At 60.9% G+C, this 13019-nt stretch carries 16 protein-coding genes; 7 read left to right on the forward strand and 9 right to left on the reverse strand.

All coding sequences use genetic code 11. The annotated features are described in order from the left end of the window. Positions 1-8: 8 nt before the first annotated feature. Both ABID16_RS03570 and ABID16_RS03575 read right to left on the reverse strand, forming a co-directional pair. Entirely contained in the window at positions 9-707 is a 699-nt protein-coding gene (locus tag ABID16_RS03570) for an SGNH/GDSL hydrolase family protein (protein WP_354554970.1), read from the reverse strand. 181 nt (positions 708-888) lie between these two features. After that, positions 889-2082: a citrate/2-methylcitrate synthase gene (locus tag ABID16_RS03575; protein ID WP_354554971.1), complete on the reverse strand. Its 1194-nt coding sequence runs from the start codon at positions 2080-2082 to the stop codon at positions 889-891. Between the two features lie 95 nt (positions 2083-2177). Between ABID16_RS03575 and ABID16_RS03580 the strand changes: the two genes are divergently transcribed. Beyond that, positions 2178-3290, forward strand: a complete 1113-nt coding sequence (locus tag ABID16_RS03580; protein ID WP_354554972.1) for a citrate synthase/methylcitrate synthase — start codon at positions 2178-2180, stop codon at positions 3288-3290. Between the two features lie 15 nt (positions 3291-3305). On the opposite strand, the gene ABID16_RS03585 is transcribed toward ABID16_RS03580, so the two are convergent. Further along, entirely contained in the window at positions 3306-3800 is a 495-nt protein-coding gene (locus ABID16_RS03585; RefSeq protein WP_354554973.1) for a SixA phosphatase family protein, read from the reverse strand. A 397-nt stretch (positions 3801-4197) separates the two neighbouring features. Here ABID16_RS03585 and dksA point away from each other — a divergent pair, with 397 nt between their 5' ends. Both dksA and ABID16_RS03595 read left to right on the forward strand, forming a co-directional pair. Next, positions 4198-4617: an RNA polymerase-binding protein DksA gene (dksA, locus tag ABID16_RS03590; protein ID WP_109857463.1), complete on the forward strand. Its 420-nt coding sequence runs from the start codon at positions 4198-4200 to the stop codon at positions 4615-4617. A 114-nt stretch (positions 4618-4731) separates the two neighbouring features. Next, a complete protein-coding gene (locus ABID16_RS03595; RefSeq protein WP_109857464.1) occupies positions 4732-5052 on the forward strand; it encodes a 2Fe-2S iron-sulfur cluster-binding protein in 321 nt (106 codons plus the stop codon). A gap of 608 nt (positions 5053-5660) precedes the next feature. Here the strand turns inward: ABID16_RS03595 and ABID16_RS03600 are convergent. Beyond that, entirely contained in the window at positions 5661-6302 is a 642-nt protein-coding gene (locus tag ABID16_RS03600) for an imm11 family protein (protein ID WP_354554974.1), read from the reverse strand. 13 nt (positions 6303-6315) lie between these two features. Beyond that, positions 6316-6966, reverse strand: a complete 651-nt coding sequence (locus tag ABID16_RS03605; protein ID WP_354554975.1) for a DUF922 domain-containing Zn-dependent protease — start codon at positions 6964-6966, stop codon at positions 6316-6318. Positions 6967-7094: 128 nt separating this feature from the next. Here ABID16_RS03605 and folP point away from each other — a divergent pair, with 128 nt between their 5' ends. Genes folP through folK form a run of 3 tightly spaced genes read left to right on the forward strand, consistent with a single transcriptional unit; the run spans position 7095 to position 8857 of the window. Next, entirely contained in the window at positions 7095-7973 is an 879-nt protein-coding gene (gene folP, locus ABID16_RS03610) for a dihydropteroate synthase (RefSeq protein ID WP_354554976.1), read from the forward strand. A 4-nt stretch (positions 7974-7977) separates the two neighbouring features. After that, positions 7978-8343: a dihydroneopterin aldolase gene (gene folB / locus ABID16_RS03615; protein WP_354554977.1), complete on the forward strand. Its 366-nt coding sequence runs from the start codon at positions 7978-7980 to the stop codon at positions 8341-8343. After that, positions 8333-8857: a 2-amino-4-hydroxy-6-hydroxymethyldihydropteridine diphosphokinase gene (folK, locus tag ABID16_RS03620; protein ID WP_354554978.1), complete on the forward strand. Its 525-nt coding sequence runs from the start codon at positions 8333-8335 to the stop codon at positions 8855-8857. The genes folB and folK overlap by 11 nt, the downstream gene beginning before the upstream one ends. A 5-nt stretch (positions 8858-8862) precedes the next feature. Here the strand turns inward: folK and ABID16_RS03625 are convergent, their stop codons facing one another. The 3 genes from ABID16_RS03625 to ABID16_RS03635 form a co-directional block, all read right to left on the reverse strand. Continuing rightward, a complete protein-coding gene (locus ABID16_RS03625) occupies positions 8863-9114 on the reverse strand; it encodes a hypothetical protein (RefSeq protein WP_354554979.1) in 252 nt (83 codons plus the stop codon). A 169-nt stretch (positions 9115-9283) separates the two neighbouring features. Then, complete coding sequence (locus ABID16_RS03630; RefSeq protein ID WP_354555893.1) at positions 9284-10804, reverse strand: D-alanyl-D-alanine carboxypeptidase; 1521 nt, start codon at positions 10802-10804, stop codon at positions 9284-9286. Positions 10805-11042: 238 nt separating this feature from the next. Then, on the reverse strand, positions 11043-11750 hold the full coding sequence (locus tag ABID16_RS03635) for a hypothetical protein (RefSeq protein ID WP_354554980.1): 708 nt from the start codon (positions 11748-11750) through the stop codon (positions 11043-11045). 137 nt (positions 11751-11887) lie between these two features. Here ABID16_RS03635 and ABID16_RS03640 point away from each other — a divergent pair, with 137 nt between their 5' ends. Next, positions 11888-12208 carry a hypothetical protein gene (locus tag ABID16_RS03640; RefSeq protein ID WP_354554981.1) on the forward strand — a complete coding sequence of 107 codons (321 nt, stop codon included), beginning with the start codon at positions 11888-11890 and terminating at the stop codon, positions 12206-12208. 64 nt (positions 12209-12272) lie between these two features. On the opposite strand, the gene ABID16_RS03645 is transcribed toward ABID16_RS03640, so the two are convergent. After that, positions 12273-12878, reverse strand: a complete 606-nt coding sequence (locus tag ABID16_RS03645; protein ID WP_354554982.1) for a transglutaminase-like cysteine peptidase — start codon at positions 12876-12878, stop codon at positions 12273-12275. Positions 12879-13019: the final 141 nt, after the last annotated feature.

Below are 13019 nucleotides of genomic sequence, written 5' to 3' on the forward strand. Positions count from 1 at the left end.
CGGCGCGCTCATGAGTGCGGGCTGGACGCTGGCATCCTCGAGACCGTGCCTGATTCTGCGCTGTCAGACGATGGTCTATCCAGTCGCGCATGCAGCCAGCCGCCGATCCATCTGGCTTCTATCTCCTGACCCTTTTCGTTGCGGTGCAGCCCGTCGATGCGGGTGTCGTCCGGCGCTAGTTCAGCGAGGAATGCCTTACGGTCAGATGGAGAAAACGTGTTGTCCGGCCAGAGTGACAAAACCTGCCGATCGATTTCCGCCATGGCGGCGATCTGTTCGGGCGTCTCGGGAGAGCCCGCGGAGCGCGGCACCTGCGGCAGGATGAGAAAATCGCGCGTCGACAGCGTGGCAACGGCTTCTTTCAGCGTGGCGACATATTGGGCGGGGTCTTCATTGTCATTGCGGCGATCGTAAATCACCGTCGGGAGCGCGCGGTGATCGCTATCGGCCAGCATCTTGTCCCGCATCGTTTGCATCGTCTGGCCACCGACGCCGTCATTGTACGGCGTGCGCTGCGGCGTGAAAGACTTTCCGACAATGACCCACCAGCGGCGCGTGTCCCAGGAGGGATGAAAATTCCAGATTTTGGCCAGGCCGCTGCGGGAGGCGAGCGCAGTGCTATCGCCGTGAACCGCGAGGCCGGGCTCGTCGCAGGCGGCAAGGCCGATGGTCATCAGAATGAACGCGGAGAGGGTGGCGAGGCGCATGCGGACTCCTTTTGGTTGAGGAATTCCGCATAGCTATTCAGAATTGCATCCTTGTTTTCAACTAAAGATTATATCTATATGCAACTTTAAATTATAGATTGTGTATGGTTGTGCCGCGATATCCCCTGGCTCAACGGGTTGCGCTGGCACCTGCTGTCTCTGAACGGCTGCCTATCTGCGATCAGTCTTCCGGCGCGGGTCCGATGTAGCGCGCACGGGGGCGGATGAGGCCGCCTTCCGAATTCTGTTCGAGCGCATGTGCAATCCAGCCGACGGAGCGGCCGACCGCGAACATCGCAAGGGCGCTGCCGCGTGGCAGTCCGAGCGCGCGGCGCAGCGACACAAGCGCGAAGTCGATATTGGGGCGTTTGCCGGCGGTGTCTTCCATGACGGCGATGAGGTCATCGCGATTGGCCTCGCGCGGCAGGAGCGGCAGGATTGCTTCGGCGCGCGGATCGCCTTCGGGGTAAAGCGGATGCGAGAAGCCGGGGACGCCATCGCCGCGCCTCAACCGTGTCTCGATTGCGGCTGCCGCGCCGCCGGCCTGGCGGACGTCATCGAAGAGCAGCTCGACGAGGCTGGTCGTTCCGCCGTGCATGGGGCCACTCAGCGCCGAGAGGCCGGCATTCAAGCATGCGCCGAGCGACGCGCCGGTAGAGGCGACGACGCGCACTGCAAAGGCAGAGGCATTCAACTCGTGATCGGCCAGCAGCACAAGGGCGCGGCGGATGAGTTCGCCGCCGAATTCTCCGCAATCCCATTCGCGCGCCAGATGCTTGTGGACGGGCATGCCATCGACCGATGTGCAGCTTGCCGCCGCCGCCATCGCTCGGGTAAGAGAAGCCGCACCCGGCCATAGCGCGCGTGCGCTCCGCTGCCACGCCGTCGTGCGGCCAGCCGCGACCAGTGGCAGGAGAGACTGACAGCGTTCGGTGAGCGGGAGCGTGCGAACGAGATTTGTCAGGTATGGGTCGAGGCGTTCGGGTATGTTGGCCGGGTCGGCGAAGGGATCGATCCTGCCGCAATCCCAGAGAAGGCAAGCCGTCTCCTCTAGCGTGGCGGTGTCCGCAAGGCGGGTCGCGTCGCGGCCTTTGTAATAGAGCCGGCCTTCGTCGATCAGCGAAATCGACGAGGGGAGAACCGGAAGGCCCCAGTCGAGCGTCGTTTCGGCAATCGCTCGGGGACGGCGGCCGACGGACTTGCGTTTGTTGAGTTCGTCAATGTCATGGGCGCTATAAAGCCTGCGCCGTGGATCGCCATCCGAGCCGGATGTATGGATCTGGCCGCGACTCACGTAGGCATAGAGCGTGGCGCGGCTGACGCCGAGCAGCTCGGCAGCGGTTTCTGCATCGATATATTGATCGTGAGCGGCCATTGAATACACATTGATTGGTTGAATCAAGATTGACTATATAATCTTCGCTGACAGGATCGTGTTCGTCAACACGGGTCCTGTCGCGAGGTTAACACATGAATATCCCCTTGAAATCCCTTGAGTCTCCGGCCGGGGATGTTTTTACGCCCGGCCTTGAAGGCGTGCTCGTCGCCGAGACCGTCCTGTCGCATGTCGACGGCGCTGCCGGCCGGCTGGTCCTGCGAGGTCATGAACTTGGGCAACTGGCGGACTGGTCTTTTGAGGCGGTTCTTGCGCTTCTTTGGCGCGATCTGGGGCCGGAAAGCCTCGATGAGACGCAGATCCGCGAACGGCTCGGTACTGCGCGCATGGCCGCTTTCGAGCGCATGACGGCGGCGCTGCCGGCACTGGAAGGGCTGTCGCAGGTCGAGGCGCTGCGGCTGCTTCTTTCGCGCCTGCCGGATGCTGAACCGCAGTGTCACCATCTGGTGGCTGTCGCTTCCGTGCCCGTCTTTGCCGCAGCAATTGCCCGGTGTGGTCGCGGGCTCGCACCCGTCCAGCCGGAACCCGGATTAGGGCATGCGGCCGATTTCCTGCGCATGCTGCATGGTGTGGAGCAGGGGCCGGAAAGGGTGCGCGCGCTGGAGACGTATCTGGTGACGGTGGCTGATCACGGGCTCAACGCCTCGACCTTCGCGACCCGCGTCATTGCCTCAACACAGGCCGGTCTGTTCTCTTCGGTGATCGGCGGTCTCTGTGCGCTCAAGGGCCCGCTGCATGGCGGCGCGCCGGGGCCGGTTCTCGACATGCTGGATGCTATTGGCCGGGAGGAGAATATCGTTCCCTGGCTTACCGATGCGCTCAATCGCGGCGAGCGGTTGATGGGGTTCGGGCATCGGATCTATCGGGTTCGTGATCCTAGGGCCGATGCACTGAAGCGGGCCGTGGCGGCCCTGCGCGAAACGGGCGGACGCATTGCTTTTGCGGAAAAGGTCGAGGTCGAGGCGCTAGCGTTGCTGGCCGAGCGTAAGCCATTGCGTTCCCTGCAGACGAATGTCGAGTTTTACACGGCGCTGCTCCTGGAGGCGGTGGGTTTTCCGCGTGACAGCTTCACCAATGTCTTTGCGGCCGGCCGCATGGCGGGCTGGACGGCGCATGTTCTGGAGCAGGACAAGGTGGGACGGCTGATCCGTCCGCAATCGCGCTATATCGGACCGGCGCCGGCCTGAACTGCCTCACGTGGTTCAGGGCGTGAGCAGTGTTTCCAGCCGCCAGGGCTCGTTGTCTGTGCGGGCAAAGGCAGCAAGGCCTGCGGTCGGGAAGCCTGCCGGGATGTGTGCGTTTGCCGCCTTTATGCCGGCGAGACGGTGGAAGGTCTCCTCGATCATCGGGTTATGCCCGATGATCATCAGGCTCTTGCCCGGTTCCACGTCATTGCAGAGGGTCAGGTAGTGTTCGGGCCCCTCGCTATAGAGGTCAGGGTCGAGCGTCACATGCGGTGCATGCTCCATGGCCGAGATGAAGGCGGCGGCGGTCTGCCGGCAGCGCTCCGCAGGCGAACAGAACAGCATGGTCGGGCTGATATCCATTCCAGCAGCGGCTCGGCCGATGCGCTCGGCCTCTTCGCGGCCGGTCTGGTCCAGTTGCCGCTCGAAATCGCGCTCGCCGGGCCTCGGCCAGGCGCTTTGTGCGTGTCTGAGCAGGAAGAGCCGGCTGGCGGCAGGAGAATGTGACTGCATGGACCTTCGCTTGGGCCCGCCAATGTCGAACGGACCGAATGGAGAGCGGAACCGCCCGATTATCCGCCGTCCGTCTGCTTGAAGACAGGCCAGCGCCGATCAGACTGCGGGAGGCCGAAATTTAGGTTGCGGCTCGAAGCGGGTCAAGCTGGTCGAAAGGTGCAAAGTGCGTGCGGGGTGTCAAGATGGTGCGGCCTCATGCCCGTCCAGGCGCCGCGGCTCGGGGAGGGGTGCGATTCTGGTCATGAAATTGTCACACCTATTCAAAAGCTTGACGAAATTTTAGGCGTTTCGGTTTTATCCTCATCAAGGTGTAAAAGCCGGCATTCCTTGCTTGAACTGTGACTCCAATGTGGCTATACACCCGCTGAAAGTGATGTTCTCCAGGAGAATCGCGTTGAGTGAGACTATCGAACTTAGCAAGTATGTCCTTTCTGAAGACGAGGAGTTCATGAATCCCAATCAGCAGGCCTATTTCAGGGCCAAGCTGATCAACTGGAAGAATGAAATTCTCCGGGAAGCGCGCGAGACACTCGACCACCTCGCCGAAGAAAGCGCCAACCATCCCGACCTCGCCGACCGTGCCTCCTCCGAAACCGACCGTGCCATCGAGCTTCGTGCCCGCGACCGCCAGCGCAAGCTGATCTCCAAGATCGACGCGGCGCTTCAGCGGATCGAAGACGGCACTTACGGTTATTGCGAAGAGACGGGCGAGCCGATCGGACTGAAGCGCCTCGACGCGCGGCCGATCGCCACGCTGTCGATCGAGGCGCAGGAGCGTCACGAGCGTCGCGAGAAGGTCTATCGGGACGAGTGATCGTTCTGTTATGACGCAGACGAGATTGCCGTATGGTCCGCCCTGCGGCAGGACATCGCCTCGCGCGGATTTCGATCCGGAGCGGGGCGAATTTTTGAAGGATACAGGTTTCCCATGCCAAAGCTGACAATCATCGCGTTCGACGGAACGCCGTTCGAAATTGATGCGCAGTCCGGTTCGACGGTCATGGAAAATGCCGTGCGCAATTCCGTGCCGGGCATCGAGGCTGAATGCGGCGGCGCCTGCGCCTGTGCCACCTGTCATGTCTATGTCGACGAGGCGTGGTCTGAAAAGGTCGGTTCGCCGGAGCCGATGGAAGAAGACATGCTCGACTTCGCCTTCGACGTGCGCCCCACCTCGCGGCTTTCCTGTCAGATCAAGATGTCGGATGCGTTTGACGGTCTCGTCGTGCGCGTGCCGGAAAAGCAGGCCTGATACGATCAGCGTTTCAGGCGGCGTTCGCCTCATTTGCGGACAAAAAAAGCCTCGCTTGCGGAAACCGTCAAGCGAGGCCAGGCGGGCGCGCCAGGGGCGAGGGAGGATGCGCCCTGTCGTCAAAGGACGCGCGCCAGGAGAAGGTGGAATATCCCCGGATCCGAAACCGCATGTTCCCCCGCGCGGCCATCGGATCGAATTTCGTTTTCGTTGCGCACAATCGCAACCGCTTGCCCAGAGTGATCAGGCTCGTGATCAGGCTCCGGCAACTTCGCCGCCAGTTCAACGCGCGGCATCGACAAGACTGAAACGCGACGGCTTTTCCGTCAAAATGGGTGCCAACGGCGCCGGTCCGTCTTCTGTGGCTAAGGCTCTCAACGCATTGCGTGGGGCCTGCCTCGGACGCTCATTGCAGTTAATGTAACTCAAGAGTTACGGCATTGCCACTGCAACTTTTGTCAGGTGATTGCCTGTTGACGCCATCAGCCTCGCGCAAGGTTGGGGCAACGAGTACGTCAATCGTGTGAACGACGACATTGCAGTCGTGCCCGACGCTGCTAGGAATGAACAGGCGCCAGGCCGCCGGTGTTTTTAGATGCGGTGTAATTTCAGCTAGCGGGAAGCTCGCCGATTTCCTTGAAGGAAATCGATTTTATTCCCGCCTCTCTGCATTTCATCTTGAAGAAGTCGTCGCAGAATATTCCGTTTGACATCTCGGCGATGCGGAAAAGATGAACTTCGACCATTTCAGTTTCAACAAAAGAAAGCCTCATCCTGTCGAAAATGCCCGGATTCATATAAAAACCGTAACCACTCACCTGCACGTGTGATTTGACTAGATCGATGGTTTGAGCAAACGCTTTTATCGGTGAGCAAAGCCATATTTCCGGTCCCTGTTCGCCATTGCGGAATTCCGTGACACATGGACGGAATTCACATGTATCGGGCGCAACTTCTTTGATCAGGTTTCTGAACTTCCCCGAAATAAAGAGACACCCGTCTTTATATTGCACATCCCAATCCGGGCGGCGGATTTTCCTATCTATGACGATGTGCGGAGGTTCGACAAATACAGGAAGGGTCCAAGGGCCTGCAGTGACTGAAAACTTCCCATCCGGCCAAGAAATCTTGGGTGTTATTCCAAATTTATCCGGCTGCAGGCGACTGTAATTGACGCATTCCCATCCCCGATGCGCGCCGAGGGAATCAATTTCGTGAATCTTGATTTTCTTTTTCTTTGTCTCAGCCACGCGCCGGCTTCCATCACTGCGCGGCACTTGCCTGCTGCATCTGCGCCTGACGTTCTTTCACGAGCCGCATGATGCGGGCTTCGAAATTGGCCATCTCGATGGCGTCGAAGCGCTGCTGGTCTTCGTCGTGCAGGGCGATCTGCTTGTCGGTGGTGGTGGAAACCAGCGCCTGCATGGCCTCGCAGGTCTTTTGCGGTGGAAGAGATTTCAGTGCCTGTTCCATCTGGCGGGCATGCTGGGTTGCGATTTCGGCGTGACGCTCTTCGTGGCGCGTGATGTCACCGGCCAGTGAATCCCACAGAACGGCGAGGCCGCGCGGGGCGCCGTTGCGATCCTTCCAGTTCGGCAGGATGAGCTTGAGGTTCAGGTTGACGCGGGCAGCAGCGACTGAGCAACGGCCCTTCGCTTCGCTATACTTGATATCGCCGGAGAATTTGATCTGAGCGGCACCGGGGTGACGCGCCATGCCTCCGGCCTGGGGACCGTTGCGCAATAGCGCACTGTCGAGTTCGGAGGCCGTTTTGCCCCTCACGGTGAAGTAGACGGTGGACTTGCGAACGCTTGTGTCTGCCTTGGCCAGAGAGGCCAATGCGACAAAGCCGCATAGCACGGTTCCCAGAAAGGCAATTACGCGCCAAGACGCCCATACCGAAACAAAATTCATCAGCACAGTCCCCGTTTATTGTCTTTGAGCCGAGCTTGCTGCATAGCGGGGCGGAGAGCAATAAAAAAAGCTAAAGATGCCGCGATTCTGCCGCAGGTGTTGCAAAAGCCTTAATTCCGGGGTGTTGGATGCTGAATGGAGCCCGTTTCGAGCCGCGCCTATGGCCCCTGGCGCATGGCCGTTCGCTGACGCTGGGCCCCCGTGGCCTGATCATGGCGATTGTCAATGTGACGCCGGACTCCTTTTCCGATGGCGGACAGTTCTCGACCACCCGAGATGCAATCGACCAGGCGCTCCGATTGGCGGAGGCGGGCGCGCATATTCTCGATATCGGCGGGGAATCCACGCGGCCCGGCGCTGCCGTCGTTGATGCCGAGGAGGAGCGGCGGCGCATCCTGCCGGTCATCTCGGCGCTGGCGGATCGGTTTGGCCGCGAGGGTCCGGTCATTTCCGTCGACACGTATCGCGCCGGAACGGCTGCGGCGGCGCTCTCTGCCGGCGTGCATATCGTCAACGACGTATGGGGCCTGACACGCGAGCCGGAGATTGCCGATGTTGCCGCAAAGGCGGGCGCCGGGGTCTGCATCATGCATACGGGTCGCGAGCGGGTGGTTCTGCCCGATGTCATTGAAGACCAGCGAGCCTTTTTTGCCCGCTCCCTGAAAATTGCTGATGAGGCGGGGATCGAACGTTCGCGCATCGTGCTCGATCCCGGCTTCGGCTTCGCCAAGGAGACGGCGGCAATCAATCTTGAATTGATGCGGCGGTTTGAAGAGCTGCACGGACTTGGTCTGCCCTTGCTGGCTGGCACATCGCGCAAGCGGTTCCTCGGCGATGTCACGGGCCGTCCGGCCGCGGAACGCGATGTCGCAACGGCAGCGACGAGTGCGATATTACGGCTTGCGGGGGCTAGCGTGTTCAGGGTGCACGATGTCGCAAGCAGCAGGGATGCGCTGGCGGTCACGGATGCTATGATTGCATCCGGGCTTGGCGCCTCAGAAGGATGATCCGGTGAAGCAATATACGATCTACATGAAGAACTGTGCGTTCTTCGCCCGCCACGGCTTTTTCGATGAGGAAGCGTTTCTCGGTCAGCGTTTCTTTGTCGACGCGCGGCTGGATGTGGAGGCGGAAGCGCCGCTGCAGGACGATAAACTGGACGGCACGGTGGACTACGGCGTCGCCTTCAAGGTGATTGAATCGGTTGTGCTGGGTCAGCGGCGCTATCTGATCGAGGCGCTGGCGGCCGATATCGCGACCGGGCTCTGCGCGAAATTCCCGCATATCAGGCGTGCCGAAATCACCGTGCGCAAGCCGAACGCGCCGGTTCCGGGCGTGCTCGACTATGTCGAAGTCACGGTGACGCATGTCCCCTGAGCCACGCTTCCGGAGAGCCAATCTCGGGCTCGGAGGCAATATTGGCGATCCGGCCGCCAATATGGCTGCCGCGTTGAAGTTGATCGAAGCGCGACCGGACTGTCGCGTCGCGACCGTGTCGCGGCTCTATCGGACGCCGCCCTGGGGCAAGACGGACCAGGACTGGTTCTTCAATGCCTGCGCGCTCATTGAGACTACACTTGAGCCGGACGCGCTGCTTGACCTTTGTCTTGCTCTCGAGAAGGAGATGAACCGCGTGCGCATCGAGCGTTGGGGGCCGCGCACGCTGGATATCGACATTCTGACCTATGAAGGGGTCACCAGCGATGCGGAGCGGTTGCTTTTGCCGCATCCGCGCATTGCAGAACGCGCCTTCGTGCTGATCCCGCTTTGCGATTACGCGCCGGAGACTGTGATCGGAACGCAAAGCGCCCGCGACCTTCTCACAAAGGTTGACGCGGGCGGCATCGAGCCGGTCTCGGAAGACGGCAATTGGTGGCAGGTTCGCGCCTGAAAATCTCAGCCGAGGCGGATGCGAACCGGACGACGGCCGTTCGGGGCGGTCGTGTAGAGGTGGATCTGCGTCTTCGGCTGGGCGCTGCGCCAGGCGCGTGCGCCATGGCTCAGCAGCATCGCGACGAGATCGCGGGTGCGCGCCTTGCCGCCGGCGCTGGCCAGACGCATCGCCGCTTCGTGCAGCGGATGCAGCATGTTGCGGAAGGGGCGAAGACCGCTGGTCTCGGTGCCCTGGAAATTTTCGTTCATCGACATGACAGGCCTCGTACACGGTAAAAATCGAGGGTAGGCCGCGGGGTCGCGGGCTTCCGGGTCGTTGATGGTCCAGCGGCGCGGCGAACACGTGTCGCGACGCGGGATATCGGCTGTGCGGCAGCCAGATCAGTGGGAACGACGTTGATGGGCCGCACGAAACTCATGAGTTCTACTCCAGGCTTGCCCAGCAGCTGATGCCGCGGCGCTTCAACGCCTTGCAGGCATTCACTGCCGAGTCCTGGCCGCGGAAACCGCTGAAGCGGGCGCGGTAGATTTTGGCGCCGTCGGAAACCGCGGCGACCGTATAGGGATCGGCGGAACGCAATACCTTGCCGCCTTTGGCCTTTGCCTTGTCGAGAAGACCCTCTGCGAGTTCCTTGCTCGGCGCTGCGCCAACCTGAATGGTCCAGCCCTTGTCCTTGGAGCGCGAGGTGGAGGCGGTGGTGACATTGTCCACGCCGTCCTCGTCCTCGCTGTCGTCCCCAGATTTGGAGACCGACTTGGCCACTTCCTTTTCTTCCTTCTCTTCGGTCTCGCTCACGGCCTTGGCCGGGCTTTTGGCCTGCGGCGCCGCAAAGGCGGTCTTGACCGGGGAGGCGTCTTCATCGTCATCGTTCGACGCTTCCGCCACAGCCTGCTTTCGCGGAGCATCGCCGAAGGCCTGATCGATGCGGTTGATCTCGGCGGGCGGTGCCGGCACGGCGGCAGGCGGCAGGTCGGCACTTGCGGAAGCGACTTCCACCGGCTTCGAGGCCATGGCTGCAGCCGACTGAACCGGGGCCGGGATGGCAAGCGGCTGCGGAGCGGCGGGCGAGGAGCGGGCGATGACGAAGTTGCCACGCCCGTTCGAGGACTGCGGGAGATAACGCTTGACCAGTTCCGTCACGCGGGCGTCGCGGGCGCCGGCGGAGCGCTCGCCAAGCACGACGACGACGATCGAGTGACCATCTGCGCGTGCGGACGTTGCGAGATTCGAGCCGGCTGCGCGTGTGTAACCCGTCTTGATCCCGTCCACGCCGGCGACACGGCCGAGAAGATGGTTGTGATTGCCGATCACCTGCTTGCCGAAGCGGAAGGAGCGGACCGAGAAATAGCTGTAATATTGCGGAAAATGCTGGCGCAGCGCGACTCCGAGCATCGCCTGATCGCGGGCCGTCGTCAGCTGGCGATCGTCCGGCAGACCGTTCGGGTTGACGTAGATCGTGTTGCGCATGCCAAGCGAACGCGCCTTGGCCGTCATCATCTTGCCGAAGTTCGGAACCGAGCCGCCGAGCGTTTCGGCAAAGGCCCAAGCGACGTCATTGGCGGAGCGGGTGACGAGCGCCAGAATGCCCTGTTCGACGGTAAACGTGCCGCCGGCGCGCACGCCGAGCTTCGTCGGAGCCTGACCTGCGGCTGCTGCCGACATGGTGATCGGCGTCGACTTGGTCAGCTTGCCGGAATTCAGTGCTTCGAAGACGAGATAAAGCGTCATCATCTTCGTCAGTGATGCGGGGTAACGCAGACCGCCCGAATCCTGATTGTAGAGAACCTTGCCCGTATTGGCATCGATGACGATGCCAGCCTGCTTGGCTGCATAGGCGGTGCTGGCGGCAAAAAACGTGCCTGCAACGATCGTCAGAGCGATCTTCCGGAACAGACCTGCGAAACCGCCGGTCGTCGAACGTTTTTTCTGGGAGTTTTTCAGCATTGCCACTTTTTACTCTTACAAGAATTGCTCACCTGTTTGGCGGCGCCATCCCTCCTCAGCGCCATTGGGAGACACTAGTCGGATAGCGTTACCAATCGGTTTATGATGAATGGCGCGTTTACGAGTTCGCTCAATTTGTTGAGGATTTTGGCTGCGCCGATGCTGCCGAGCGGGCAGCATTGCGCATGCCTGAAAGGCGCGGAAACACGGATTTCTCAGGGCAGTTCGAAGAGTGAAATCAGTTTGCCAGATGGGCGGTGGCGTAAGTGCGAACCGCTGCATCCAGTGTCTTCCAGTCCTTCAGGAGGCTGGCCGAGAATCGGTACTGGACACTGAGATCGGAGCCGGCGAGAAAGTCGCGCTGGCAATCCGCGCCGGTGGACTGGGTGGGGGTGGCCGGGAGGACGCAGCGCACGGCATAGGGTTCGGCGCCGCCGTTCGGATCGGTCAGCAGGACTTCGTCGCCATAGCCGGAGCCTTGACGAAAGCGGTGCAGAGAGAGGCCGCCCGGACCCTGTTCCGCCGCGCCATCGAAAAGGCGCGAATAGATCGGCGCGACGCGGCCCGACATGTCGCGCGTCATGATCGACTGCGACATCTGCAGGAAAATCAACGAACTGGCGTTGGAGATATCGAAGAAGCGCTTGGCGCTGGACGAATCGTAGCCCTTCATCTCGGGCCATTGCAGCGCGAGATTGACCTGTTCCTGCTTGCCGGAGAAACGCTGCTCGGGGAAGCGGATCGCGTTTTCCGGAAGCTTCAGGCGGTCCGGGCCGATCGTGATGTCGATGGCGGTCGTGCTGGCCGAATATTCGCCGACGGCAATGCGCTTGCCGTACCACTTGCCTGCATAGCTGACGCCGACCGTCAGGGAGCCGAGAACGATGGCGCCAATGACTGCCTTGCGGACGAGGCCTGCCGAAAGGATTGGAGCAGAATCGATCATGTCCTGTGCCATTTCTGCACGCCCCCTGTCCAACGCGCCGGCTTCCAGCCTGTTTCGTGGCGAATTCGTTCCGGAAAGAAACAGAAAATCGCGGCACGTTTCTTGCTCGCTCAACCCTGTTGGAATAGGGTTAACAAATGATGAATTTTGCCGATCTTGTGTTGTGTTTGTTGACCGGCTTTGCCATTCCGCTGGCACTTTCCGGCTTTGTTGCCGAGCGCGCGGAGCTTCACGCCGGGCGTGGGCATGTGGGCCCGGCGGGCCGGTTTGTTGTTTTCTGGTCTTCCGCACTGGTCTGCGGGCCGGGGCTGTTTGCCACGCGTCTGGTCGAAGGTTTCCGCTCGGGCGAGGAAACGGCGGGCGAACAGATCACGGGATGGTCTGCCGCAGCCGGCTGGGCGCTCCTTTACGGCTATGTCGTTCTGACGCTGGTGCGACGCGTATTTCACCTGCCATGAAAAGAGAAACGCGGCCCTGACGGGGTTTCCCCGGGCCGCGTTCCGATGCTCGCCGGGAACGGTATCAGCGAAGCGTGCCGACCGAAGTGGATGTGGCGCGACCGTCGTCGAGCTTGACCCACCGGGCGGAATTGTCCGTGGCCTGACGCTTGAGGAAGCGATATTCGGTTTCCGACCAGAGCAGAACCTTCGTGCGCATGTTGTCGAGAACGAAATCGCCGCGATCTGTGCGGACGGTCAGTACCGCGTGACCTTCGCCGTTCGGCTGCAGGACGACGGTCATCAGCAGGTCGGAATAGGGAACGCCTGCATCATGCAGGAGCTTGCGCTTCAGGAGCGCATAATCTTCGCAGTCGCCGGCCGTTGTCGGGATCGCCCAGTATTCCTCGACGCCGTAAAGCTCCTGGTCCGTCATCGGCTTGATCGTCGTGTTGACGTTGTAGTTGATCCGGAGAATCGTTTTCCAGTTGGCTTCATCGAGATGGTAGGCCTGCTGGCCGTCCGTATTCGGCTGGCAGTCCGACGGATTGCGCTTGCAATAGTCGTAATGTCCGACCGGCGGATTGGTCGCGCCGAGGCTCTGCATGTTGGCGGGCAGGGCGAAGGCGCTGACGGTGCCGGCTGCGGTGAAGGCGAGTGCGGCAAGCGCTGTTCTTATTGTTTTTTGCATTGCTATTCTCCCGTTGTGAGAAGAGCAATAGCAGGTAGTTTTTTATATCACGCGAAACTTTTCAGTCTAATTCGGATCAATACTTCGGAAAATAAGAATAAAATTCGAATATAATATGAATAAAGCTTGAGGCGAATTTGA

Source organism: Limnomicrobium aquaticum, assembly GCF_040545545.1.
Classification (GTDB): domain Bacteria; phylum Pseudomonadota; class Alphaproteobacteria; order Rhizobiales; family Rhizobiaceae; genus Ensifer_A; species Ensifer_A aquaticum.